The 22,966-nt window shown below is 58.0% G+C and carries 25 protein-coding genes and 1 riboswitch; of the genes, 12 read left to right on the forward strand and 13 right to left on the reverse strand.

The window, feature by feature from the left end; all coding sequences use genetic code 11:
* Window positions 1–173 precede the first annotated feature (173 nt).
* Window positions 174–1,208 (forward strand): MBL fold metallo-hydrolase, encoded by a 1,035-nt coding sequence (locus ACTJJ6_RS08205; protein WP_016927400.1) that lies wholly within the window; start codon window positions 174–176, stop codon window positions 1,206–1,208.
* A gap of 151 nt (window positions 1,209–1,359) precedes the next feature.
* Here ACTJJ6_RS08205 and ACTJJ6_RS08210 read toward each other — a convergent pair whose 3' ends face one another.
* A complete protein-coding gene (locus ACTJJ6_RS08210) occupies window positions 1,360–1,584 on the reverse strand; it encodes a hypothetical protein (protein WP_143778219.1) in 225 nt (74 codons plus the stop codon).
* Window positions 1,585–1,890: 306 nt separating this feature from the next.
* On the opposite strand from ACTJJ6_RS08210, the gene ACTJJ6_RS08215 reads away from it, so the two are divergent.
* Both ACTJJ6_RS08215 and cspE (ACTJJ6_RS08220) read left to right on the forward strand, forming a co-directional pair.
* Window positions 1,891–2,007 carry a DUF2627 domain-containing protein gene (locus ACTJJ6_RS08215; RefSeq protein ID WP_002211058.1) on the forward strand — a complete coding sequence of 39 codons (117 nt, stop codon included), beginning with the start codon at window positions 1,891–1,893 and terminating at the stop codon, window positions 2,005–2,007.
* A 41-nt stretch (window positions 2,008–2,048) separates the two neighbouring features.
* A complete protein-coding gene (gene cspE / locus ACTJJ6_RS08220; protein WP_002221949.1) occupies window positions 2,049–2,258 on the forward strand; it encodes a transcription antiterminator/RNA stability regulator CspE in 210 nt (69 codons plus the stop codon).
* Between the two features lie 52 nt (window positions 2,259–2,310).
* On the opposite strand, the gene pgeF is transcribed toward cspE (ACTJJ6_RS08220), so the two are convergent.
* Entirely contained in the window at window positions 2,311–3,027 is a 717-nt protein-coding gene (pgeF, locus tag ACTJJ6_RS08225) for a peptidoglycan editing factor PgeF (RefSeq protein ID WP_004927619.1), read from the reverse strand.
* Between the two features lie 161 nt (window positions 3,028–3,188).
* Between pgeF and rlmA the strand changes: the two genes are divergently transcribed.
* A complete protein-coding gene (gene rlmA, locus ACTJJ6_RS08230) occupies window positions 3,189–4,007 on the forward strand; it encodes a 23S rRNA (guanine(745)-N(1))-methyltransferase (protein WP_440802592.1) in 819 nt (272 codons plus the stop codon).
* A 62-nt stretch (window positions 4,008–4,069) separates the two neighbouring features.
* Here rlmA and mntP read toward each other — a convergent pair whose 3' ends face one another.
* The 5 genes from mntP to manX form a co-directional block, all read right to left on the reverse strand.
* Window positions 4,070–4,639 carry a manganese efflux pump MntP gene (gene mntP / locus ACTJJ6_RS08235; RefSeq protein WP_025159822.1) on the reverse strand — a complete coding sequence of 190 codons (570 nt, stop codon included), beginning with the start codon at window positions 4,637–4,639 and terminating at the stop codon, window positions 4,070–4,072.
* An 11-nt stretch (window positions 4,640–4,650) separates the two neighbouring features.
* Window positions 4,651–4,833, reverse strand: a riboswitch (yybP-ykoY riboswitch).
* A gap of 217 nt (window positions 4,834–5,050) precedes the next feature.
* Window positions 5,051–5,509, reverse strand: a complete 459-nt coding sequence (locus tag ACTJJ6_RS08240) for a DUF986 family protein (RefSeq protein ID WP_440802590.1) — start codon at window positions 5,507–5,509, stop codon at window positions 5,051–5,053.
* Between the two features lie 54 nt (window positions 5,510–5,563).
* Window positions 5,564–6,406, reverse strand: coding sequence for a PTS mannose transporter subunit IID (locus tag ACTJJ6_RS08245; protein ID WP_015378157.1), 843 nt, complete (start codon window positions 6,404–6,406; stop codon window positions 5,564–5,566).
* A 15-nt stretch (window positions 6,407–6,421) separates the two neighbouring features.
* Entirely contained in the window at window positions 6,422–7,222 is an 801-nt protein-coding gene (locus ACTJJ6_RS08250; RefSeq protein WP_015378156.1) for a PTS mannose/fructose/sorbose transporter subunit IIC, read from the reverse strand.
* Window positions 7,223–7,278: 56 nt separating this feature from the next.
* Complete coding sequence (manX, locus tag ACTJJ6_RS08255) at window positions 7,279–8,238, reverse strand: PTS mannose transporter subunit IIAB (protein WP_004927601.1); 960 nt, start codon at window positions 8,236–8,238, stop codon at window positions 7,279–7,281.
* A 562-nt stretch (window positions 8,239–8,800) separates the two neighbouring features.
* Here manX and ACTJJ6_RS08260 point away from each other — a divergent pair.
* The gene (locus tag ACTJJ6_RS08260; protein WP_016927405.1) at window positions 8,801–10,345 is read left to right on the forward strand and encodes a TerC family protein; all 1,545 of its coding nucleotides are present in this window, start codon (window positions 8,801–8,803) and stop codon (window positions 10,343–10,345) included.
* A 16-nt stretch (window positions 10,346–10,361) separates the two neighbouring features.
* Here the strand turns inward: ACTJJ6_RS08260 and ACTJJ6_RS08265 are convergent, their stop codons facing one another.
* The 4 genes from ACTJJ6_RS08265 to pabB all read right to left on the reverse strand — a co-directional run bounded on the left by ACTJJ6_RS08265 (window position 10,362) and on the right by pabB (window position 15,976).
* Window positions 10,362–11,948, reverse strand: a complete 1,587-nt coding sequence (locus ACTJJ6_RS08265; protein ID WP_049299168.1) for an EAL domain-containing protein — start codon at window positions 11,946–11,948, stop codon at window positions 10,362–10,364.
* 268 nt (window positions 11,949–12,216) lie between these two features.
* Entirely contained in the window at window positions 12,217–13,581 is a 1,365-nt protein-coding gene (sdaA, locus tag ACTJJ6_RS08270) for an L-serine ammonia-lyase (protein WP_004927589.1), read from the reverse strand.
* A 446-nt stretch (window positions 13,582–14,027) separates the two neighbouring features.
* A complete protein-coding gene (locus ACTJJ6_RS08275) occupies window positions 14,028–14,606 on the reverse strand; it encodes a CoA pyrophosphatase (protein ID WP_049299169.1) in 579 nt (192 codons plus the stop codon).
* Window positions 14,603–15,976, reverse strand: coding sequence for an aminodeoxychorismate synthase component 1 (pabB, locus tag ACTJJ6_RS08280; protein WP_049299170.1), 1,374 nt, complete (start codon window positions 15,974–15,976; stop codon window positions 14,603–14,605). The genes ACTJJ6_RS08275 and pabB overlap by 4 nt, the downstream gene beginning before the upstream one ends.
* Window positions 15,977–16,498: 522 nt before the next feature.
* Here pabB and ACTJJ6_RS08285 point away from each other — a divergent pair.
* Together ACTJJ6_RS08285 and ACTJJ6_RS08290 are read left to right on the forward strand one after the other, a co-directional pair.
* Window positions 16,499–17,500 (forward strand): glycosyltransferase, encoded by a 1,002-nt coding sequence (locus ACTJJ6_RS08285; RefSeq protein ID WP_028127489.1) that lies wholly within the window; start codon window positions 16,499–16,501, stop codon window positions 17,498–17,500.
* A 70-nt stretch (window positions 17,501–17,570) separates the two neighbouring features.
* On the forward strand, window positions 17,571–17,810 hold the full coding sequence (locus ACTJJ6_RS08290; protein WP_028127488.1) for a YoaH family protein: 240 nt from the start codon (window positions 17,571–17,573) through the stop codon (window positions 17,808–17,810).
* A 34-nt stretch (window positions 17,811–17,844) separates the two neighbouring features.
* Here the strand turns inward: ACTJJ6_RS08290 and purT are convergent, their stop codons facing one another.
* Window positions 17,845–19,023, reverse strand: coding sequence for a formate-dependent phosphoribosylglycinamide formyltransferase (gene purT, locus ACTJJ6_RS08295; protein ID WP_049299172.1), 1,179 nt, complete (start codon window positions 19,021–19,023; stop codon window positions 17,845–17,847).
* A 246-nt stretch (window positions 19,024–19,269) separates the two neighbouring features.
* Between purT and cspE (ACTJJ6_RS08300) the strand changes: the two genes are divergently transcribed.
* The 5 genes from cspE (ACTJJ6_RS08300) to yebF all read left to right on the forward strand — a co-directional run bounded on the left by cspE (ACTJJ6_RS08300) (window position 19,270) and on the right by yebF (window position 22,199).
* Window positions 19,270–19,479 carry a transcription antiterminator/RNA stability regulator CspE gene (cspE, locus tag ACTJJ6_RS08300; protein WP_004927572.1) on the forward strand — a complete coding sequence of 70 codons (210 nt, stop codon included), beginning with the start codon at window positions 19,270–19,272 and terminating at the stop codon, window positions 19,477–19,479.
* A 147-nt stretch (window positions 19,480–19,626) separates the two neighbouring features.
* Window positions 19,627–21,009, forward strand: a complete 1,383-nt coding sequence (dbpA, locus tag ACTJJ6_RS08305; protein ID WP_440802583.1) for an ATP-dependent RNA helicase DbpA — start codon at window positions 19,627–19,629, stop codon at window positions 21,007–21,009.
* A gap of 88 nt (window positions 21,010–21,097) precedes the next feature.
* Window positions 21,098–21,421 carry a YebG family protein gene (locus ACTJJ6_RS08310; RefSeq protein ID WP_016927414.1) on the forward strand — a complete coding sequence of 108 codons (324 nt, stop codon included), beginning with the start codon at window positions 21,098–21,100 and terminating at the stop codon, window positions 21,419–21,421.
* Window positions 21,422–21,460: 39 nt separating this feature from the next.
* Window positions 21,461–21,769, forward strand: coding sequence for a N(4)-acetylcytidine aminohydrolase (gene yqfB, locus ACTJJ6_RS08315; protein WP_440802580.1), 309 nt, complete (start codon window positions 21,461–21,463; stop codon window positions 21,767–21,769).
* A 70-nt stretch (window positions 21,770–21,839) separates the two neighbouring features.
* Window positions 21,840–22,199, forward strand: coding sequence for a protein YebF (gene yebF, locus ACTJJ6_RS08320; protein WP_016927415.1), 360 nt, complete (start codon window positions 21,840–21,842; stop codon window positions 22,197–22,199).
* Window positions 22,200–22,256: 57 nt separating this feature from the next.
* Here the strand turns inward: yebF and ACTJJ6_RS08325 are convergent, their stop codons facing one another.
* Window positions 22,257–22,820, reverse strand: a complete 564-nt coding sequence (locus ACTJJ6_RS08325; RefSeq protein ID WP_025303147.1) for a lipoprotein — start codon at window positions 22,818–22,820, stop codon at window positions 22,257–22,259.
* Window positions 22,821–22,966: the final 146 nt, after the last annotated feature.

A 22,966-nucleotide genomic window follows, 5' to 3' on the forward strand; every position in this document is an offset into this window, starting at 1 on the left:
AAGAGAGTCTTAACGGGCTCTTGGCGGCCCTGGCTTTCCATCGGAGTGAGACAACAGCATACGGCAAAAGGTCCCGAGATGCAGCGCACGGCTGACAAAGTGCGAGCTTCATCGGGTTTGTTACACTGAAAGCCATGCCCGCGCAGGGCGCAGTGGTCGGGAGAAAAGGCAGGATGAAAAGAATCAACCGTTATTACGACGCGGCCAAGGCGCATCATACGCCGGAGGGATTTCGCAACCTGGAACCTTCGCGGCGTCAGGAGGGCGATCTTCAGCGTTGGCAAGATGAACGCAAGCGGCAGGGGCTGCCCAGACCGCCGCAGCAGGGCTACGCACAATTTACCGAACGCTGGTGGCAACCTGCCGATCTCAGCGGCAGCGACGACTGCGTTTGGTGGTTGGGGCATGCCTCGATGCTGCTGCGGTTGAGCGGGCGTTATATCCTGATCGATCCGGTGTTGTCCGAACGCGCATCGCCACTGAGCTTTTACGGCCCGAAGCGCAGAACGCCGCCGCCGCTGACGGTGGAGCAGCTGCCGGCGGTGGATGCGGTGCTGATCTCCCATAACCATTATGATCACCTTGACAGGCGCACGGTGCGGCAATTGGCGCGGCGTTTCCCTCAGGCCGAGTTCATCGTGCCGCTTGGCTTGAAGCGCTGGTTCCGCCGTTATCGGCTGAAGGCGCATGAGCTGGACTGGTGGCAGAGTCTGCCGTTGGGCGAGCTGACGGTCTACGCCACGCCGGCGCGGCACTGGAGCATGCGCACGCTGTGGGATCGCAATCGCTCGCTGTGGTGCGGGTGGGTGATCCACCATCCGGCGCTGCGGTTTTATTTTTCCGGCGACAGCGGTTATTCGGAACGGCTGGCGGAGATCGGTCAACGGCTGGGGCCGTTCGACGTGGCTGCGCTGCCGATTGGCGCCTATGCGCCGCGCTGGTTTATGCAGGAGCAGCATATGGATCCGCAGCAGTCGGTGGCGCTGTATCGCGAGCTGAATCAGCCGCGCGCCATTCCCATCCATTGGGGGGTATTCGAACTGGCGGATGAATCGCTGGACGAACCGCCGCAGCAGTTGAACCTGGCCCTGAGCGAGGCGGGGTTGGAGCAGCATCAATTCCTCCCGCTGAAGATTGGCGAGCGCATCGCGTTGCAGGATGCTCAGCAAGCGTTGTCTCTTCGCCCTGCGGTACAGAGGAAAGAATAAGAGCAACGGTTTGAAAGCGCGGCAGTAATTAGCAAAATTGATAAGATCGGGTGGTGATTCAAATAACCACCCGATCTTCAGGATTTAATTCAACGCCACACTTTTGCTATTCATAAGATTATTCCGGCTATTGGGGATAATGACCTTCGGATTATTTATGATAGAACCACAGGCAAGCGGGATATGTGCCGGCGCTTTGCATGCTTATGCATCCGTTGCGCAGGGCGGAGACGTCGCCGCCGACCCGCGCGCCGTTGTCGCCCGCGCCGTTTGGCGGCAGGGCTGAAAGCCGATGATGAATGGGCTTTCCGGCGGTAAATGGTCGGAGGAGCGATGAATAAATTGGCCCCCGTTCATCGATATTCAGATGTTGCATATCAAATTCCATAAAGATTCAAATTTTTTAACGCTATAAGCGGCCAAAAAGCGGAAATGATGAGACGGAAAGGCGTCAATACGATGAAAGTTTTGTTAAAACTCCAGCAGAATGCGGGGTCTGGCGCAGTGATTTTGGCAAGCAGAAAATAGCCGATGCTTCAACATCTTTTGGCCTATTTAAGCAAATGTGGCGCTCGACCGTTTCAAATATGTGCGACATGTCGTTCAGTGATTAAAAATGGCTTGCCATCGCATACAGAGTATGTGATAACGCATCTGGGTAAAACGAGGTACAGTTCTGTATATGTGTGGCATTTTCAGTAAAGAAGTTCTGAGTAAAGACGTTAGCGTTGAATACCGCTTCTCTGCCGATCCTTATCTTAGTGCCTCAAGCAGTAACGACTCTAGTTTGTCTATGTAACGCCCTCGGGCGGTTTAAACAATCCAAAGGAAATACTCAAGATGGCAAAGATCAAAGGTCAAGTTAAGTGGTTCAACGAGTCTAAAGGTTTCGGTTTCATCACCCCGGCTGACGGCAGCAAAGACGTGTTCGTACACTTCTCTGCAATCCAGGGTAACGGCTTCAAAACCCTGGCTGAAGGCCAGAACGTTGAGTTCGAAATCCAAGATGGCCAGAAAGGCCCATCTGCAGTAAACGTTACTGCTATCTAATCAGCGTCAGCTGTACAAAAAGCCCGCCTTCGCGCGGGCTTTTTCGTTTCCGTCATCCGGCGGCGATGATGATGCCGGCGTACTGGTTGCGGCCTTTGATCCCCGGATGCGTCGGATCCTGCGCGCGCCGGTGGCTGTTGCGGCGATAGCTGGTGTATTTGAAGCGCTGCGGCCGCTGCGGGTCGACGTCCGGCGTGCAGATGGTGCAACTGCCGGCGCGGTCAACGGCGGCGAAGCCGAGCGCCGCCAGCTTGTATTCGGCAATTGCGGCCAGATCCAGATGCCGGTAATGCGGGCTGATCAGCGTGGCGGGCAGCGGCAGGCGCTGTTTAAAACTCTCCACCAGCGCTTCATCGACTTCGTAGCAGCACGGGCCGGCGGCAGGGCCGATGGAGACGACCCAATCGGCGGTGTCGCCGTCCTGGCGAATGCGCGCTGCCATCTGTTCCAGAATGCCGTCAAGCAGTCCGCGCCAGCCGGCGTGAACCGCTGCGATGGCGCCGCCGTCACGGCGGCTGAACAGCACCGGCAGGCAATCCGCCGTCAGTACGCTGAGCAGAATGCCGGGCTGGCGAGTGTAGAAACCATCGGCCTCGCCGCACGCCTGCGCCGGCTGCAGCACGTCGACGATGCGGGTGCCGTGCACCTGTTTTTTTTCCGGCAGCGTGGCGCTGTAGGGCAGCAGGTGCCCGGGCAGCAGCGCGAGTTTGCTGCCGAAGCCGTGCTGAATATGGGGCACCGCATCGAGCAGCGCGGAACGATCGCTCATAAGTTATGTTCACCTGCGTGAGAAAACAGACTCTCAGTGTAGCCAGCTTTTTCCCCGCTTGGCCAGGTGTTGTTGGCGGCGAAAGCGAGCGGGGATGCGCCTTGCATCAAGCCGACGCCTTCTTTAGACTAGCCGCGCCCTGTCTTTCTGGAAGCCCATTCATGTCTTATCAATGCCCTCTGTGTCATCAACCGCTGTATTTTTCATCACAACACTGGCGTTGTGACGGCAATCATCAGTTCGATCAAGCCAAAGAAGGCTACGTGAATCTGCTGCCGGTGCAGCACAAACGATCGAAGCAGCCGGGAGACAGCGCGGAAATGATGCAGGCGCGGCGCGCGTTTCTCGACGGTGGATATTATCAGCCGTTGCAAGCGCAGGTGGCCGAGTGGCTGGATTTGGCGCTGGCGGCCGATGCAGGCACGTTATTGGACATCGGCTGTGGGGAAGGGTATTACACCGCCGCCGTGGCCGCCAGGCTGGCGCAGGAGCGCACTATGGCGGTCTATGGGCTGGATGTCGCCAAGGTGGCGATCCGCTATGCCGCTAAACGTTATCCGGCGGTCTCGTTCTGCGTTGCCTCCAGTCACCGTTTGCCGTTCGCCGACGGGGCGCTGGATGCGGTCTTGCGCATTTATGCACCCTGCAAGGCGGAGGAGCTGGCGCGAGTAGTGAAGCCGGGCGGCGTGGTGCTGACGGTGTCGCCGGGCCCGCGTCATTTGTACCAGCTGAAAGAGCAGGTGTACCAGCAGGTGCAGCTGCATGCCGAACAGGATGAACAGTTCGACGGATTCGACTGCGAGCGCAAAGAGGCGCTGGCCTATACGATGACCCTACCGGGCGCGCAGGCCGCCAATCTGCTGCAGATGACGCCGTTCGCCTGGCGCGCTACGCCGGAGGTGCAACAGCGGTTGACCGAGGGCGGCGAGTTTGTGTGCGAGACGGATTTCGTGCTGGCGTTGTACCGACGTCGCGCTTAAGGGGCCTTGAACTCAGAAACAAAAAAACCTGCCGCGGCAGGTTTTTTTGCAGTTCGGTCACCTCAGGCCAGGTAGCCGAGGTGCTCCAGCAGGATGTTGACGCCGATACCGATCAACACCACGCCGCCGAGGATTTCGGCGCGTTTGCCCAGCAGCGGGCCGATAAAGCGGCCGATCATCATGCCCAGGGTCGCCATGATCATGGTGGCGCAGCCGATGGCCATCGCGGTGTGCACGATGTTCACCTGCAGGAAGGCCAGACCGACGCCGATCGCCATGGCGTCGAGGCTGGTGGCGATGGCGGTGGCCACCAGCAACCAGAAACCATGACGTTTGACCTTCTCTTCTTCGTCGGGCCTGTTGCGCACCCCTTCGACGATCATGCGCATGCCGAGAATAAACAGCAGCGAGAAGGCGACCCAGTGATCCCATTCCATGATGTACTGGCTGGCGAACAGGCCGATGGCCCAACCGATGAGCGGGGTGATCGCTTCGACCACGCCGAAGATCAGGCCGGTGCGGATCGCTTCGCGAAAGCGCGGTTGATGCAGACTGGCACCTTTGCCGATCGAAGCGGCGAAAGCATCCATGGACATGCCGAAAGCGAGAATAAGCGTTGCTGAAAGGTTCATGTGAAATAGCCTCGGCCGGGTGGCTCCATATACACGTAACCCACCCCCAACCAAACGACGGAGTTACGTGTCTATGGTCTCGCCAACCTTACCTGGCTGCCCGCACCACGTTTCATACGGCGAAACGAGTATGTTGATACGGGCGTTTCTGGTTTTTATTCTCCAGAAACCGGCTACTCCCCAATGACGGCGCAACCATACCATATTATTTCCGGTGCCGACAACTTTATTCTGGCGTGATTTTTGTTCTTAATTGAGACTCGTTTTCATTAATCTGAGTTCATGTGGGAATATAATGTAGACGCGGGTAACAATGTTGCGGAAATAATAGTCAGAAAGGAAATGGCGCTGCCGATTAATTATCCACAAGCAGCGCAAGGTTTGAGCGAAAGTAAAATGAGTTTTCTTTATTTATTGATTATCAATGAAAAAGTGGTAAATCTTCTCCAGGTCGTCCAAGTGCGTCACCTGAACCAACAGCCGGCGATGTTCCAGGTCGACGGCCAGAATGCCGTCCTCCGATAAATTCATGGCTTTAATGCGGTTATATTCGACAAACACATTGGCGAAGAAAAATCCGTGCGCTTTAAACACCATCTTGGGCGCGCGAATATAAGAAACATAGATAGCGAGCAGCGCCAAAGAAATAAGCAGATAGGTGGTTAATACCGCGCCGTTGTCGGTGACATTGCGGTAAATCAGAATGGCGATCAGGCCGACGAAAATCAGGCTGTCGAGGCGGTTACGGCGTTTGAGCGGCACTTTGAGCCGCGTTTTGCCTTTCAGCAGATCCATGCCGAATTCGTCATACAGCGAATACAGCAACAGCAGGGCGATAAACAGCATCAGTACGGCGTCGGTCAGTGACATCTCTTGCTCCACACATAAAAAAGCCGGGGGTTGCCCCCCGGCCGTTTCGAACGATTACAGGCCCAGCAGGCCAATCCAATAGCCAAAGATGCCAATGACGAAGAAGCCGATAATGATCCACAGCGCGTTGACTTTCTTGCGCAGCAGCCACATACAGGCGAAGGTCAGCAGCAACGGCACCAGGCCCGGCATCAGCTGGTCGAGGATGGTCTGCACCGTGGTGACATTGGTATGCCCGGTCTGGTCGGTTATCTTGGACACCACCAGCGGGATATTCACGTGCGTCCACTTGTTGACCAGCGCCCCCATGACAAACAGGCCGAGAATGGACGCTCCTTCCGTCAGTTTCTGCAGGAAGCCGCCGCCCATGTCGTTGACGATATCGACCCCTTTGCGGTAACCGTAGGCCACGCCGTAGTAGCGGGTCAGCAGGCGCACCAGGTTGAACAGCACGAAGAACAGGATCGGTCCAAGCAGGCTGCCGCTCATGGCGATGCCCGCCCCAAGCGCGGCGAATACCGGCCGCACGGTGCCCCAGAAGATCGGGTCACCGACGCCCGCTAGAGGCCCCATCAAACCGACCTTGATGCCGTTGATTGCGGCGTCGTCGATCGGCGCGCCGTTGGCGCGTTGTTCTTCCATCGCCATGGTCACGCCGAGCACCGGCGCCGCCACGTAAGGGTGGGTGTTGAAGAACTCCAGGTGACGCTTGATCGCCTGTTTGCGATCGTCATTGTTTTCCGGATACAGGCGACGGATCACCGGCACCATCGAGAAACAAAAACCCAGCGCCTGCATGCGTTCGAAGTTCCATGAACCCTGGAACAGGTTCGAACGCAGGAATACGCCGCGAATATCGGCCGGCGTGAGTTTCTTTTGAGCAGTTGTATCAACCATTTCTCTCACCTATTCCTAGTCGAGTTCGTTATCGAGATCGTTCGCGTTAGCCGGGCCGGCCTGGACAACCTGAGACTTGTTGTATTTCGGGCTGAGCTGGATATACAGCACGGCCATCACCACGCCGATGACGCCGAGCGCCACCAGGTTGAAGTTGGTGAAGGCGGCGGTAACGAAACCGAGATAGAAGAACGGCATCAGGTAGCCGGCGCGCATCATGTTAATCACCATTGCGTAACCGACCACCACGATCATGCCGCCGGCGATGTTCAGGCCGCTGGTGACCACTTCCGGGATCGAGTTGAGCAGGGCGTGCACCCCGGCGGTGCCCACCGAGATGGCGACGATGACCGCCGGGATGGCGATACGCATCGCCTGCAGCAGCAGGGCACCGACATGGATCCAGCTAATGGCGCGCAGGCTGCCGCGCTCCGCCGCGCTGTCGGCTGCGTGCTGGAAGGCCACGGTGAGGGTTCGCACGATGATGGTTAACACCTGGCCGGCCGCCGCCAGCGGAATGGCCAGGGCGATACCGGCGCCGACGCTTTGCCCACCGGCAATGACCAGGATGGTCGAGATGATGGACGCCAGGGCGGCATCCGGCGCGACCGCCGCGCCGATGTTCATCCAGCCGAGCGCGATCATTTCCAGCGTACCGCCGATGATGATGCCGGTTTTCATATCGCCGAGAATGAAGCCGATCAGGGTACAGGCGACCAGCGGACGGTGGAACTGGAACTCGTCGAGGACGGAACCCATCCCGGCGATACAGGCAACGATAAATATCAGCACAATCTGAAGAGTGGTGATCTCCATTGCACTTCTCCTATGACCAAAAAAGCTCTGAGTAAAATAATCAGCGGCTGGCGCCACTAATTGAGTTTGTTAATCAGGTCCATCATTTTTAGCCGGCTGTCGGACGAGACCTTACGCACCTCCAGCTCGATACCGCGATCGTTCAGTTTCTTAAACGCTTCGATATCTTTTTCATCGACGGAAACGGCGTTGTTCACCTGGGTTTTCCCCTGGCGGAACGCCATGCCGCCGATATTGACGGATTGAATATCCACGCCGCCCTCCACCAGACGCCAGACGTCGGTCGGATTGGTAAACAACAGCATCACGCGGTCGTTGGCGTATTTGGGGTTGTTCCAGACGCGGATAGCCTTCGCCACGTCCACCACGTGGGCGGTGACGCCCGGCGGGGCAACCTGAGTCAGCAGGGTTTTGCGCACATGGTCGGCGGCGACTTCATCGCTGACGACGATAATACGGCTGACGTTGGTCTCTTTGGTCCAGCGGGTAGCGACCTGGCCGTGGATTAAGCGATCATCGATGCGCGCCAGGCCGATTTTCATGTGGTCGTTCGGCCCCAACGGCGCCTGAGGGGCAGCGGCTTTGGCGACGGGCGCTGCGGGTTTTGCGGGTTCTTCCTGCGGTTTTTTCAGCGCTTTCACGCCTTCTCGGCCGGTTTCCAACGCCAGCGCCACCAGTTCATCGAAAGCGGGGTTGTCGTCCCGCGCCATGAAGGTTTCCACCAGCATCGGGATGTTGACCCCGGTGACGACCTCATAGTTTTCTTTGTCGACCGCAATGCGGCTGGCGGCGTTGAACGGGCTGCCGCCCCAGGTATCCACCAGGAACAGCACGCCGCCGCTGGTATCCAATCCACTGATTTTCTCGTTGTACTTGACGATTAACGTTTCGGCATTCTCACCGGGAACGAAGTCTATAAAGGCGACGTTGTCCTGCTCGCCCAATAGCATCTCCGCCGTTTTCAGCAGTTGTTCCGCTGCAGCCCCGTGTGTGCCGATGATAATAGCTATTGCCACTCGCTACCTCCTCGTTGAACTCCAGACGCGGTTTGTGTCGTTTCTCCGCGCCGTCTTGGCAGTCACTTCCGCGGTTCAGATACATTATGGTAGAAAAAAAGAAACGCACGCCTAACATTTCTCACGCAGTTTCAAATGCCTGTGCGTGATACTTCACGAACGCGAGATTTATTTTAGTGAGTGAAAAAATATTTTTTGTGACGCTGCTCCGCTATTGAATGCTCGGAGAAATCTTAGCTGTCGCAGACGATATGGCGTGGCGTCACCCTAAACCGCCGTTGAAAAAGCCGCTTTGTCCCCCAGAAAAATCCTGATACAGTAATTTCCTCTTTCATCACTAAGGAGTGAAGGGCCTCAGCCCTCCCTATGGACTGTCACCGAAGTAACTGTTTTTCCAGGTTTCACCCGCCACCTGCTGGCGTTGCATATGCTGTTCGGCCCTTCGGCCATCTCCCGGTAATCCCATCCCGTCACTTTGCTATTGTCGACTGCGCCCATGCAGCGGCGGCATCGTCACGTTTGAGCGGCGTGCGCTCATTCCCACTTTTCTCTGGAGTCTGATATGGAATTTTTAATGGACCCCTCTATTTGGGCGGGGTTGCTTACGCTGGTGGTGCTGGAAATCGTGTTGGGCATCGACAACCTGGTGTTCATCGCCATTTTGGCCGACAAACTGCCGCCTAAGCAGCGCGATAAGGCGCGCGTCATCGGCCTGTCGCTGGCATTGCTGATGCGTTTGGGCCTGCTGTCGGTGATCTCCTGGATGGTAACCCTGACCACGCCGCTGTTCAGCGTCGGCGATTTCAGCTTCTCCGGCCGCGATCTTATCCTGCTGTTCGGCGGGGTATTCCTGCTGTTCAAGGCCACCATGGAGCTGCATGAACGGCTGGAAGGGCAGACGCACCAGGATGGCGCCAACCGCGGTTACGCCAAGTTCTGGGCGGTGGTGGTGCAAATCGTGATCCTTGACGCGGTGTTTTCGCTCGATGCGGTGATTACCGCCGTGGGCATGGTGAACGATCTGCCGGTGATGATGGCGGCGGTGGTGATCGCGATGGCGGTGATGCTGCTGGCGTCCAAACCGTTGACCAACTTCGTCAACGCGCACCCGACCATTGTGGTGCTGTGCCTGAGCTTCCTGTTGATGATCGGTCTGAGCCTGATCGCCGAAGGCTTTGGCTTGCATATTCCTAAAGGCTATCTGTACGCCGCGATCGGCTTCTCGATCCTGATTGAATTGTTCAATCAGATCGCGCGTCGCAACTTCATCAAGCATCAGGCGCGTCGCCCGATGCGCGAGCGCACCGCGGAAGCGATCATGCGCCTGATGGGGCAGCAGCGCGCGCAGCAGGCGGACGATGAGGTCGCCTTGCCGCGGGATGAAACCTTTGCGGCGGAAGAGCGTTATATGATCAGCGGCGTGCTGACGCTGGCCTCGCGCTCATTGCGCAGCGTGATGACGCCGCGCACGGATATCTCCTGGGTCGACTGCGAGCGCTCCCGTGAGGAGGTGCGCGCACAGTTGCTGGATACGCCGCACAGCCTGTTCCCGGTGTGTCGCGACTCTGTGGATGAGATCGTCGGCGTGGTACGCGCCAAGGATCTGCTGGTGGCGCTGGAGCAAGGGGAAGATATCGCCGAGTTTGCCGCGCGCACGCCGCCGATCGTGGTGCCGGAAACCATGGATGTCATCAAGCTGCTGGCGGTGCTGCGCCGCGCCAAAGGGCGCCTGGTGGTGGTCACCAACGAGTTCGGCGTGGTGCAGGGGCTGGTGACGCCGCTGGACGTGCTGGAAGCGATCGCCGGCGAGTTTCCGGACGAAGATGAAACGCCGGACATCGTGGCGGAAGGCGACGGCTGGCTGGTCAAGGGCGGGACCGACCTGCACTCGCTGGAACAGGCGCTGGCCTGTGACGACCTGGTCAGCCCAACCGCAGACTACGCCACTCTGGCGGGGCTGCTGTTAGCCCACTACGGCCAGATGCCGGTGGTGGGGGACACCATTGAACTGAACCACCTGCGCTTCGATATTGTCGAGGTCTCCGACTATCGCATCGAGTTGGTGCGTGTCACCCGCGCCGTCTTCGACGAACCGGCGCATTCGTAACCCACCCGCCGGAGGCTCAGGCCTCCGGCGGATGATCTTCCGCTTTCCTGACGCGCGATTCGTACTGCTGCAACCACAGCGGGAAAACGTGGATCGGCATCGGCTTGGCGAAATAATACCCCTGCAGGGCATTGACCTCGCGTGAGCGCAGATAGTCGGCCTGTTCCGCCGTTTCTACCCCCTCAGCCACCAGCTTCAGTTTCAGCCGCTGCGCCAGCGTAATGATGGTATCGGTCACCGTGGCGTTGACCGCGTCGGTGCCGATGGCCGCGGTAAACCCGCGGTCGATCTTTAACACGTCCGGGCTAAGGTTCTTCAGGTAGCTCAGCGAGCTGTGGCCGGTGCCGAAATCGTCGATGGCCAGCATGATCCCCATGTCTTTCAGCGTCCGGATCTGGTCATGCTGGATCGCCGACAGCGCGGTGCGCTCGGTCAGCTCCAGCATCAGTGACGGCATCGGATGCGCCGGCAGCCAAATCCGGCGGATATCGTCGATGATGTTGAGCGTTTTAAAGTGTTCGGCGGCGACGTTGATGCTGATGTAGAACGACGGTCGCGGCGGGAACAGCTGCAGATTTTCCGTCACGGTGTTCATCAGATAACGGGTCAGCGGAATGATCAGCTCATGCTGCTCGGCCAGCGGAATAAACACGTCGGGGGAGATCCACCCTTGACGCTTCTTTTTCCAGCGCAGCAGCATCTCGACGCCGGCGCAGCGCCCGGTGTCGCTATGAATGATGGGCTGGCAATAGACGCGGAACTCACGATGGGTGATGGCATGGCCGATGTGATAAGACAGGCTCATACGGTTAGCGGTGAGCAGATAGACCACATAGGCGGCCAACAGGCTGATCAGCAGCGCCAGCGGGATATGGCGCGGCAGTGCGGAAAGCGCCAGCATGCCGATCTGCGGGCCGAACAGCGAAATCGAGAACGGGTATAGCGCAGAGCCGGCGGTGTAGCGCAGATCGTTGGTCAGGGTGTCGCGGCTCAGGATTTCGCGTCGGCCGTATTCCAGGCTGCTGTCAGCCACGTTCAGCACCACGCGCTGAACGTAAGGCTCCTGCGGCTCGAGTAAAAAGTTAGACAACAGCTCGATATTAAACACGTGCAGCACGCCACTGGTTTTATCGCGTGGGGATGGCGTCCACATCACCAGCGTGGGCAGGCCTTTGCTCACCGCCAGCGAGGGGCGCAGCGCCAGCCTGGCGTTGCTGTTGACGAAGGTAGGCATGACCGCGGCCAGCTGATAATGACGGGAACCAAACAGGCTGGAGCAGTAAATAATGCCGTTTTTTACCAGCAACATGGCGCGTAGCGCCTGATTCTGCGCGGCGCGAAAGCGCAGGGTCGACGAAACGTTCTCGCAGGGCTGGTCCAGCATGTCCATGCTGCGCTCCGCCTGCAGCTGAGCCGGTGTCAGCAACTGGTTGAGCTTGCCGACGGTGCGGGTGGCCAATGTCTGTTGGCTCAGCTCGATACTTTTGACCTCTTGATAATAACGGGTATACAGCGATACCAACAGAATAGCCGCGCCCACCGCTCCGGCCAGCAGCCAACGGTAATAACGATATCGGGACGCGGCGAGGTGGGTCATCAACATCCGGTAAATCCTTGTTCGGTAATCCAGCCCCGAGTCACGGTCAGGTCATAGATCCTTAAGTTGCGCTCGGCTAATTCTAGCCTGAGGTTATACAAGATTGATGGTAACTCAGTAAATTATTTCGATTTGGCAAAACAGAAGGTCAATTTGCAGGCTAACCGCCGGATCGATGAGAGAAATGCAGGATTTTTTCTGGTGACATTGTCACAAAAAGCGGCCAATGAATTGATTACCCATAAAAAACCCCGCCGGATGGCGGGGTTGTCTGTCAGTCGCATTGCACCTTGATTGCCAGGCCGCCGCGTGACGTTTCGCGGTACTTGGCGTTCATGTCTTTGCCGGTTTCGTACATGGTCTCGATCACCTTATCCAGCGAAACGCGCGGCTCGCTGGTGCGGCGCAGGGCCATGCGGGCGGCGTTGATCGCCTTGACCGAGGCGATGGCGTTGCGCTCGATGCACGGCACCTGCACCTGGCCGGCGACCGGGTCACAGGTCAGACCCAGGTTGTGTTCCATGCCGATCTCCGCCGCCACACAGACCTGCTCAGGGCTGCCGCCCAGCAGTTCGGCCAGACCGGCCGCCGCCATGGAGCAGGCAACGCCGACTTCACCCTGGCAACCGACTTCGGCGCCGGAAATGGAGGCGTTCATCTTGTACAACGCGCCGATGGCGCCCGCCGCCATAAAGTAGCGGATGTAGATATCCGGGCTGACGGACTCGATGAAGTGATCGTAGTAAGCCAGCACCGCAGGCACGATGCCGCAGGCGCCGTTGGTCGGCGCAGTGACCACGCGGCCGCCGGCGGCGTTTTCTTCGTTAACCGCCAGCGCGAACATATTGACCCAGTCGATCACGTTCATCGGATCGCTGGACAGTTTGTCCGACGCCACCAGCATGCGGCGCAGCGCGGAGGCACGGCGCGGTACGCGCAGCGGCCCCGGCAGTACGCCTTCGGTGTTCAGACCGCGATCGATACAGGCGCGCATGGTTTGCCACACGTTGCCGAAGTAGGTCTCGATCTCTTGCTTGCTGTGCAGCGCCAGTTCGTTCTGCATCACCATGCCGGACAGCGACAGGCCGGTCTCGCGGCAGTGGTCGAGCATTTCGCGCGCGGAGTTGAACGGATATGGCATTTGCAGTTCTTGCTCGGCGGCCTTGCCGAAATTCTCCTCGTCGACGATGAAACCGCCGCCGATAGAGTAATAGGTCTTGCTGTACACTTCTTTATCGCCGGCGAAGGCGTGGATCTGCATGCCGTTTTCGTGCAGCGGCAGGTTGTCGCTGCGGAAGACCATGCCGCCGTCGCGAGGGAAATCGACTTCATGCAGGCCGTTGGCCAGCATCAGGCGTTGACGTTGTTCTACATCGCGAATAAAACCCGGAATGCTATCGATATCGACGGTGTCCGGCATGTTGCCGGCCAGGCCGAGAATGATGGCGATATCGGTATGGTGACCTTTGCCGGTCAATGAGAGTGAGCCGTAAACGTCTACGGCAACACGCGTGATAGAAGGCATCAGGCCTTTATTTACCAGATCGTCGACAAACTGTTTGCCGGCTTTCATCGGTCCAACCGTATGAGAGCTGGACGGGCCGATGCCGATCTTAAACATGTCGAAAACGCTAATCACGCTAAAACTCCTTAAAGAGACGTATTGTTATGGCTGCGGCGGTCAAAAACCGCGCAGGGAACAGCGATATTGTAAAAGGGCCGTGCGGGTTCAGCTGCCTTTTTCGCATGAAATTAAATAATCCTTGGTGTCGCTTTTTTTACTGATTACCCGGGGCGAACCCTTGTGCGGGGTATCCGCTTTCGCCCAAGCTCCATTAACGGTAATCGCGCCAGCTTTCCGTGCTGAACGCCGCCGGCTTAATCCCTGTTTCTACAGTGGTTTATCTCGGACGGTGGTATTTTACAGGTATTTCGTAAGGTTTAAGAGAGGGTTTACAGTTTTTTTAAAACCATTCAAACGGAACGGTAGTTGAAAAAGCGATCAAATGAAGTGATATCGATCGCTTTACCCGCCGCGGAGGCCGGCAACCGTGCCAGATTGCGAGTCAGATCACGTAATGCGGGCTAAATACTGACCTGTTGCGCCAGGCGCCGAATGATGGCGGCGGTCAGCCCCCAGATAAACTGGCTGTGATACCAGGAGAGGTAGATGCGGTGGGTATGGCCGGCGCGATGAATATCCAGCGGATAGTAACGCGACAGGGTCAGCGCTTCCCGCAGGGGCATCTCGAACACATCCGCCACTTCGCCTTCATTGGCGTGGAACTGCACGTCCGGCGGGATGAGGCCGACGATAGGGGTAACCTGAAATCCGGTGCTGCTGTCGAGCGGCGCCATTTGGCCGAGGACAGTCACCGCTTGCGGCGGTATCGCCACTTCTTCCTGCGCTTCTCGCAGCGCCGTGACGATCGCCGATCCGTCTTCGGCGTCGGTTTTTCCGCCGGGGAAGGCCACTTGACCGGCATGTTTGCGCAGCGAGTCGGCACGGCGGGTCAACAGCAGCGTCGGCTCGGCGCGGCAGACGATCGGGATCAGCACCGCCGCCGGGCGCACATTGTGCGAAATCTGCGTCGCCTGCGGCAGCTGCAGTTGAAAGCGGCTGATAAAGGCGCGCAGTGAGGCCGGTGAGTTCGATGGGATCACGACAGGGCATACTCCCCTAGCTGCGGCAAAATGCGGCCAACCTTGTCGAAGGTCTCCTGGTATTCCGCCTGCTCCTGGCTGTCCGCCACGATGCCGCCGCCGGCGGAGCAGTGGATGCGACCGTTTTCGGTGACGAGCGTGCGAATGGTGATATTGGTGTCCATGGTGCCGCAGGCGCTCAGGTAACCGATGCTGCCGCAATAGGCGTTGCGGCGCTGCGGCTCCAGCTCTTCGATGATTTCCATCGCTCGCACCTTGGGCGCGCCGGTGATCGAACCGCCGGGGAAGCAGGCGCGCAGCAGTTCGGCCGCCGAGGTATGGTTTGGCAGGGTCGCGGTGATGGTGCTCACCAGGTGATGCACAGCGGGGAATGGCTCCACGGCGAACAGTTCCGGCACCCGTACGCTGCCTGGTTGGGCGACGCGGCCGATATCGTTGCGCAGCAGATCGACGATCATCAGATTTTCAGCGCGATCCTTGGGTGAATCGGCCAAACGGCGAGCCTGCGCGGCGTCCTGTTCCGCGTCCGCCAACCGCGGCAGCGTGCCCTTGATCGGGCGGGTTTGGATGCGTTGCTGCTCCAGCCACAGGAAGCGCTCGGGAGAGACGCTCAGTACGCTGTTGTGCGGCAAGCGCAGGAAGGCCGAGAATGGCGCGCGGTTGCAGGCGCTCAGGCGGCAGAACGCCTGCCATTCATCCCCCAGATAGTCGGCGGAGAACCGTTGTGCCAGATTAATTTGGTAACAGTCGCCGCTGCGCAGGTAGTGCTGAATACGTTGGAACTTCTCGCCGTATTGCCGCCGGCTCATATTGGCGCGCCAGTCGCTCAGCAGCGTGAAAGGGCGTTCTGTAGGCGCAGTTTGGCTATTGAGCCAGCGCCAGCGCTGCTCGACATCGCCATAGCTGAGCAGCGTCAGGGTTTGCAATTGGTGGTCGGCGATCACTGCCCAGTCATAAATGCCCACTGCCATATCCGGCAAGGCGAGGTCGGCTTCGGCCAACTGCGGCAGGGTTTCCACCCGGCGCCCGAGATCGTAGCCGAACAGCCCCAGAGCTCCGCCCTGAAACGGCAGGTCCGGATTAAACGCCGGCTGCCAGCCTTGCGCCGCCAGTTGCTGCTGCAGCAGGGAGAACGGATCTTCCTGGGACTGAATAGTGACGCTGTCACTTTCAATTGTCGTGCCGGCACCGTGGGTGGTGAGTGTAACGCGCGGTTGTGCGACCAGGATATCGAAACGGTTATGCGAATGGTCGGCGAAGCCCGAATGCAGCAGCATCGCCCAAGGTTGCGATGAAAGCGGGGCGAAAAGCGTCATCAGGGCACGGCGGCTGTAGGGCAAAGATTTTATGTTTGGGGCGGTTACGCTCATGAACGTCAATAAACCTGGCTGTGAGGACGGCGATATCTGGCGGCTAGTGTGCCATAGACGGTCACGTCATGCATGTTTTGCCATGCGCGACATGCAGCACAGTTCACATAAACGGCAGTTCAATAAACCTGAAATAAGGCATTTTTTGCGCCATTGATTATACTTCGATATGTTAAAAATTTAACATCAAATGCACTGGAAGCCTATTTATCGAGGGCGCAATACCCGAGAAATATAAAAAAAGATTCGTTAATTTCATAAATTTATTATTTCTGCTTGTTATTAGAAGCGGGAGGGATGTTGTTATGCCCGATTTTAGCCAACGTCGCCGCCCTTTGGAATTAATGGCTTAATTACTCAGCGCTTTTCTGGCGCTGGTTTGAGAAAGAAAGGCCGGTTCGGTCCCATTAGTCACCGCGGGAATTTGCAGGTTTCACGCCTATCCCAAGCGTACGCTGACCGAATGAGTCTTTTAGAAAAATAAAATTATTATTTTGTTACATTATCATTGAAGAGCTGACTATGTCGTTAATGCTGAGCGTGATCGTCCCGATGCACAATGCGGGGGAGTTATTGGAGCCTTTCCTGGCCTCGCTGCTGGCCCAGCGTGAGCAACGGTTGGAGGTGATCATCGTCAATGATGGTTCCACTGACGGTTCGGGAGAGATCGCACACCGTTACGCGGCGGTACATCCGCATATTCGTGTGATCGATCAGGCCAATGCCGGTGTTTCTAACGCGCGTAATGCCGGGCTTGCCGTTGCCCAAGGCAAATATGTGGCGTTTCCCGATGCCGACGACTTGCTGGCGCCGGAGATGTATTCCACGCTGCTGGAACAGGCGGAACAACATCAATTAGACGTGATGCAATGTAATGGCGAACGCTATTTTACCAGCCAAGATGAATTGCAGCTGATTTTTCCTGAGGCGCGTTTGCGCACCACCGACGTTATCACCGGCGTGCAGTGGTTTGAACGTGCGCTGAAATCGCGAAAGTTTATTCACGTTGTATGGCTGGCAATATATCGCCTCGACTTTATTCGCCAGCATCGGCTTTATTTCGAGCCGGGATTACATCACCAGGATATTCCCTGGACGACGGAAGTCATGTTTAATGCCAAACGGGTCAAATATTTAAGTACGCCGCTGTACCGTCAACGGGTGCACGACAAGTCGATCAGTAACCGTCGCCGCATCGGTAAGGCGAACGTGGAGTATCAACGCCACTATATGAAAATCGTCGAAATGCTGGAGCGGCTCAACCAGCGCTATGCGGGCACTGTCGCCATTCGTCCGGCTTTCCATTGGCAAATCACACGCGAAGCGCTGGGCATTTGCCACAGCATTCGTCGTGAGCCGGAACCGGCCGCTCAGAGTCAGATCACCGAAGAGTTCTATCAGCGCGGCATCGACAGAGCGATGTTCGCCAACGCGCGCGGCCTGAAGCAGGGGTGGCATGTCATGCTGTGGCGGCATCGCCTAAAGCAGTGGCGCAACGATAACGGCTGTTCGCAACCGGCCTGAGGCACCAGACGTTGGGATCCGCCGCGTTAGCGCGTATACTCCTTCTCCCTTTTGCCGGAGAGAACGACACATGCATGCAGGTATGCCATTACTGAATCACGCGGAGCAGCAGGAAGCGGCGGATCGCATCCATCAACTGATGGAGCAGGGCATGAGCAGCGGTGAGGCCATTGCTCGCGTTGCGCAGGAAATTCGCGAGAAGCATCAGGGCGCTCAGGTTGCGGTACTGTTCGATGATGAAGACGAGCAGCATGAGGCCGCACCGGAGGCGTCACAGGATGACGATGCTGAAGAAGACGAAGACTATTGACGTTATCGGGGCCGCGCAAGCGGCCCCGTGAGTATCAGCCGTTGACCGCCACGGCGGCGGCGGCTTGTTTCGCTTGCTCCACCGCCAGTTCCGTCGTGCTCGCCGTCGCCAGCGCCACGCCCAGGCGACGCTGCCCGGCGATCTCCGGTTTGCCGAACAGGCGCAGCTGGTTGTGCCCGCGCAGCGCATTTTCCAGGCTGCTGAAACGTACATCGCTGCTGGTGAGCTGCGGCAGGATCACCGCTGAAGCGGAAGGGCCGAACTGGCGGATGGCGCCAATCGGCAACCCGAGAAACGCGCGAACGTGCAGGGCGAACTCGGACAGATCCTGTGAGATCAACGTAACCATGCCGGTATCGTGCGGCCGCGGAGACACTTCGCTGAAGATCACGTCGTCGCCGCAGACGAACAGCTCCACGCCGAACAGTCCGAACCCGCCCAGGGCTTTCACCACCTTCTCCGCGATAGCCTGAGCACGGCTCAACGCCGTGGCTGACATGCGCTGCGGTTGCCAGGATTCGCGATAATCTCCGTCTTCCTGACGATGGCCGATCGGCTCGCAGAAATGTACGCCGTCCACGGCGCTGATGGTCAGCAACGTAATTTCAAAATCAAATCTTACCAACCCTTCGACGATCACCCGGCCGCCGCCGGCGCGTCCGCCCTGTTGCGCGTAATCCCAGGCGCTTTGCAGCTGCTCAGGCGTGCGGATCAGGCTTTGTCCTTTGCCGGAAGAACTCATCACCGGTTTGACGATGCACGGGTAGCCGATGTGTTCGACCGCTTGCCGGAAAGTCGCTTCGCTGTCGGCAAAGCGGTAGCTGGAGGTGGGCAGGCCAAGTTCTTCCGCCGCCAGACGGCGGATGCCTTCGCGGTTCATGGTCAGGCGCGTGGCTTCGGCGCAGGGCACCACGCGGTGGCCCTGACGTTCAAGTTCGACCAGCATGGCGGTGGCGATCGCTTCGATTTCGGGAACGATATAGTCCGGCCGCTCTTGTTCGATAACGGCTTTCAGCGCGTCACCGTCCAGCATATTGATGACGTGACTGCGGTGCGCCACATGCATGGCGGGGGCGTCGGCATAGCGATCGACGGCGATCACTTCCAGACCGAGGCGCTGGCATTCAATGGCGACTTCTTTACCCAGCTCCCCGGAGCCGAGCAACATGACGCGGGTGGCGGAAGGACGCAGGGCGGTTCCAATCGTTAACATAGTTTCGTACCTGGATCGGTGAAAGTAAGCGGATTGATGATCGGCGGGCAGTATATACGAAAACGATTGCGTTCACAGCCGCCACGCCAGGTTTGTTGCTAACTTACTGTTTTTATAACAAGCAGAAATATTTGCCCTGCCTGGGCGATTGTGCGTTAATAAGCGACGGCGAAAGAAGGCCTATATATAGCAAGGTTTTCGCGTCTCGTGCCGTCAAGGCAGGTTTATCAAGTAAAGGAAACACAAATGAGCAAGATCACTGGTCACGTTAAATGGTTCAACGAAAGCAAAGGCTTCGGCTTCATTACGCCTGCCGACGGTTCTAAAGACGTTTTCGTTCATTTTTCCGCTATCGTTAGCGATGGTTTCAAGACCCTGGCTGAAGGCCAGCAGGTTGAATTCTCCATCCAGGACAGCCAACGTGGCCCTGCCGCAGCCAACGTCGTTGCGATTTAACGACTGCGTTGCCAAGAAACCCGCCGCCGGCGGGTTTTTTTATGCCCGCAGCCCGTAACGCTGTCCATCTCTGTTATCATTTACCGCTGATTCGGCGCCAACCTGCGGGCGCGCCGCCATTCCATTCGTCATATAAGAGTTATCGCCGTGAGCACAGTTTCTTTTTCTTCCCTGCCGCTGCCAGCCGAACAGTTGGCCAACCTCAACGAACTGGGGTACGCCGAAATGACGCCGGTGCAGGCCGCCGCGTTGCCCGCTATCCTGCAAGGGCGAGACGTGCGCGCCAAGGCGAAAACCGGCAGCGGCAAAACGGCGGCATTTGGCATTGGCTTGCTGAATAACATCGTCGTTACTCAGGTTGCCACACAGGCGCTGGTGCTCTGTCCCACCCGCGAGTTGGCCGATCAGGTGAGCAAAGAGCTGCGTCGCTTGGCGCGTTTCACGCAAAACATCAAAATTCTGACGCTGTGCGGCGGCCAACCGATGGGGCCGCAGCTCGATTCGCTGGTGCATGCGCCGCACATCGTGGTGGGGACGCCGGGCCGTATCCAGGAACACCTGCGCAAGAAAACGCTGCAGCTGGACGAGCTGAAGGTGCTGGTGCTGGATGAGGCCGATCGCATGCTGGACATGGGGTTCGCCGACGACATCGACGATGTGATCAGCTATACGCCGCCGCAACGTCAGACGTTGCTGTTTTCCGCCACGTACCCGGCAGGCATCGAGCGCATCAGCGCGCGCGTTCAACGCCAGCCGCTAAGCGTCGAGGTGGACGATGGCGAAGCGCAGACCTCCATTGAACAACGCTTTTATGAGACTACGCGCGATCAGCGCCCAGCGCTGCTGGTGTCGGCCATTCGCTATCATCAACCTGCGTCCTGCGTGGTGTTCTGCAATACCAAACGCGACTGTCAGACGGTGTTTGAGGCCCTGGAGGCCCGCGGCATCAGTGCGCTGGCGCTGCATGGCGATCTGGAACAGCGCGACCGCGACCAGGTGTTGGTGCGTTTCGCCAACCGCAGTTGCCGGGTATTGGTGGCGACCGACGTCGCCGCACGCGGGCTGGATATTAAAGAGCTGGAGCTGGTGGTCAACTACGAACTGGCGTTCGATCCCGAAGTGCATGTGCACCGTATCGGCCGCACCGGCCGCGCCGGCATGAGCGGGCTGGCGATCAGCCTGTGCACGCCGCAGGAAATGGCGCGTGCGCACGCGATTGAAGACTATCTGCAGATGAGCGTCGACTGGTCGCCGGTGTCCGAGCTGAGCGGGGCGGCCAACGGCTCGCTGGAGGCGGAAATGGTGACGCTGTGCATCGACGGTGGCCGCAAGGCGAAGATTCGTCCCGGCGATATCCTTGGCGCGCTGACCGGCGACGCCGGGCTGACGGCGGCGGAAGTGGGCAAGATAGACATGTTCCCGGTGCATGCCTACGTCGCGATCCGCAAAGCCAGCGCGCGCAAGGCGCTGCAACAGTTGCAGCAGGGCAAAATCAAAGGCAAAAGCTGCAAGGTGCGGCTGCTGAAATAAGCCGAAGGCGGGCAGCGGTTTGCCTTCCCGCCACGATCTATTTATACTGTATATAATTACAGTAATTTGAGTATTTGAGGACGCACGCATGGCGGTTGAAGTTAAATATGTGGTGGTGAGAAACGGTGAGGAAAAAATGACTTTCGCGAGCAAGAAAGAAGCCGACGCCTACGACAAAATGCTGGATCTGGCGGACAACCTTGGGGAGTGGCTGCTGCAGGCGCCGCTGAACCTGGATGACGAACAGCGCGAAGGGCTGAGCTTCTTCCTGGCGGAAAATAAAGATGCGCTGGGTCTGATTCTGCGCGGCGCATCGCCGGCGGAAACCCTCAAGAAACCGGCGGAAAGCAAAGCGAAAAAAGCGGCCTCTAACCCAAAAGAGGGATCTGCGTCAGAAAAGCAGGCGGCATAATGACTTATGTTGCGGTGTTGTGATGAAAAAGGATCTAAAATGAGCCGTGAAATAACTTTCTTCAGCCGCTTTGAGCAAGACATTCTGGCCGGGCGCAAAACCATCACCATTCGGGATGCCAGTGAGTCGTACTTCGAACCGGGCGAGGTATTGCGCGTCAGTCGCAATGAGGACGGCGTATTTTTCTGCTTTATCGAAGTGCTGTCGGTAACGCCGGTGCGCCTGGATGCGCTGACCGAACGCCACGCGCAGCAGGAGAACATGTCGCTCGGCGAACTGAAGCAGGTGATCAAGGAAATCTATCCGGGCCTGGATGCGCTGTTTGTCATTGAGTTCGTCAAACGGTAACCCTTTGCCGACGCCCTGTTGTGAGCCAGGGATGGGCGCCCGGATAGCGCTAATCACAACGGGAGGACATATGAAAAAAACGGGTTTGGCTATCGCCTTGTTGGCCATGATGGGAGCATCGACGGCGGTGTGGGCGCAGGATCACGAACAGCGCGCCGCCAAGGTAGGCCAGTGTGCGGGTCTGCAACCGGCGGATATCGCCGCCCAGGTCAAGCGCGACTTCTTGCAGAACCGCATTACGCGCTGGGAGTCGGACAAAAAGCTGCTGGGCACCGCAACGCCGATCGCCTGGGTTAGCCCGGATGCCATCAGCGGCAAGGATCAGATATGGCAGGTGCCGTTGACGGTGCGTGGCACCAAGGCAGATAAAACCTACAACGTGACGCTCAACTGCAACACCGGTGAAATCGCCTACAGCGCCCCGCAGTAACGCTTTCCCGGCAATAAAAAGCCCGCCGAGCGGCGGGCTTAATGTCCTCAGACGGTGTCAGTCGCTGAATGGGATCACCAATTCACCCGGTTTCACTTCCAACCCTTTCGCCAGTTTTTTCGCCAGCGCTTCGGTTTTGCTGTTGTCAGGATTCAGCACATAAGCCGGCTTTTGGTCGAAGTAGGATTTCAGCGACTGGTTCAGATACGGCGTCAGCGCTTTCATTACCGTCTGCATTTTTTCCGGCTGCACGCTGTAATCGGTCAGCTCCATGTCCTTCAGGAAAATGGCGCCCTGCGCCCGGTCGTAGACCGGCTGCGCCTTCAGCGTCAGCTTCAGATCCGCGGTCTGCGGGCCGAGAATCGACGTGATGTTGACCTTGGCGTCACCGGAAAGGGTGACTTTACCCGGTTCGCTGCGGCCGATTTGGCTTTGCAACTGAGTCAGCACGATGTTGGCGTCCACCAGGCCGGGCACGCCGATCTGCTTCTGATAGTCGTTATGTTTCTGCAGGTAATCATTCACTTCCTGCTCGCTCAGGGTGTACTGGGTCAGTTGATTGCAACCGGCCAATACGCCGGCGAACAGCAGGGCGGCTGCGCCCATCAGGATCTTCTTCATTAATGCCTCATTGCGACTGCTGGCGAAAAGTGCTGCAGATAATTGATTAATCATTATAAACGTTCCGCCTGCGCGTGAAAACGGCAGGCGGCGATGTGCAGAGGATAGTGCGCGCAAAAGCGGGCGACACCTATCGGATAACGCCG

Source organism: Serratia sp. 22278, from assembly GCF_052045405.1.
GTDB lineage: Bacteria > Pseudomonadota > Gammaproteobacteria > Enterobacterales > Enterobacteriaceae > Serratia > Serratia marcescens.

What these genes read in the sequence shown, in the direction of transcription:
- mntP (WP_025159822.1), bottom strand. Translation starts at nt 4,639, where the DNA reads ATGAACCTTTCAGCAACGCTTATTCTCGCTTTCGGCATGTCCATGGAT.
- ACTJJ6_RS08205 (WP_016927400.1), top strand. Translation starts at nt 174, where the DNA reads ATGAAAAGAATCAACCGTTATTACGACGCGGCCAAGGCGCATCATACG.
- ACTJJ6_RS08325 (WP_025303147.1), bottom strand. Translation starts at nt 22,820, where the DNA reads ATGAAGAAGATCCTGATGGGCGCAGCCGCCCTGCTGTTCGCCGGCGTA.
- purT (WP_049299172.1), bottom strand. Translation starts at nt 19,023, where the DNA reads ATGTTAACGATTGGAACCGCCCTGCGTCCTTCCGCCACCCGCGTCATG.
- pabB (WP_049299170.1), bottom strand. Translation starts at nt 15,976, where the DNA reads ATGAGCGTAACCGCCCCAAACATAAAATCTTTGCCCTACAGCCGCCGT.
- ACTJJ6_RS08210 (WP_143778219.1), bottom strand. Translation starts at nt 1,584, where the DNA reads ATGCAACATCTGAATATCGATGAACGGGGGCCAATTTATTCATCGCTC.
- rlmA (WP_440802592.1), top strand. Translation starts at nt 3,189, where the DNA reads ATGTCTTATCAATGCCCTCTGTGTCATCAACCGCTGTATTTTTCATCA.
- ACTJJ6_RS08290 (WP_028127488.1), top strand. Translation starts at nt 17,571, where the DNA reads ATGCATGCAGGTATGCCATTACTGAATCACGCGGAGCAGCAGGAAGCG.
- ACTJJ6_RS08285 (WP_028127489.1), top strand. Translation starts at nt 16,499, where the DNA reads ATGTCGTTAATGCTGAGCGTGATCGTCCCGATGCACAATGCGGGGGAG.
- ACTJJ6_RS08310 (WP_016927414.1), top strand. Translation starts at nt 21,098, where the DNA reads ATGGCGGTTGAAGTTAAATATGTGGTGGTGAGAAACGGTGAGGAAAAA.
- ACTJJ6_RS08265 (WP_049299168.1), bottom strand. Translation starts at nt 11,948, where the DNA reads ATGTTGATGACCCACCTCGCCGCGTCCCGATATCGTTATTACCGTTGG.
- pgeF (WP_004927619.1), bottom strand. Translation starts at nt 3,027, where the DNA reads ATGAGCGATCGTTCCGCGCTGCTCGATGCGGTGCCCCATATTCAGCAC.
- cspE (WP_002221949.1), top strand. Translation starts at nt 2,049, where the DNA reads ATGGCAAAGATCAAAGGTCAAGTTAAGTGGTTCAACGAGTCTAAAGGT.
- ACTJJ6_RS08250 (WP_015378156.1), bottom strand. Translation starts at nt 7,222, where the DNA reads ATGGAGATCACCACTCTTCAGATTGTGCTGATATTTATCGTTGCCTGT.
- ACTJJ6_RS08215 (WP_002211058.1), top strand. Translation starts at nt 1,891, where the DNA reads ATGTGTGGCATTTTCAGTAAAGAAGTTCTGAGTAAAGACGTTAGCGTT.
- ACTJJ6_RS08260 (WP_016927405.1), top strand. Translation starts at nt 8,801, where the DNA reads ATGGAATTTTTAATGGACCCCTCTATTTGGGCGGGGTTGCTTACGCTG.
- ACTJJ6_RS08240 (WP_440802590.1), bottom strand. Translation starts at nt 5,509, where the DNA reads ATGTCACTGACCGACGCCGTACTGATGCTGTTTATCGCCCTGCTGTTG.
- ACTJJ6_RS08245 (WP_015378157.1), bottom strand. Translation starts at nt 6,406, where the DNA reads ATGGTTGATACAACTGCTCAAAAGAAACTCACGCCGGCCGATATTCGC.
- yebF (WP_016927415.1), top strand. Translation starts at nt 21,840, where the DNA reads ATGAAAAAAACGGGTTTGGCTATCGCCTTGTTGGCCATGATGGGAGCA.
- yqfB (WP_440802580.1), top strand. Translation starts at nt 21,461, where the DNA reads ATGAGCCGTGAAATAACTTTCTTCAGCCGCTTTGAGCAAGACATTCTG.
- cspE (WP_004927572.1), top strand. Translation starts at nt 19,270, where the DNA reads ATGAGCAAGATCACTGGTCACGTTAAATGGTTCAACGAAAGCAAAGGC.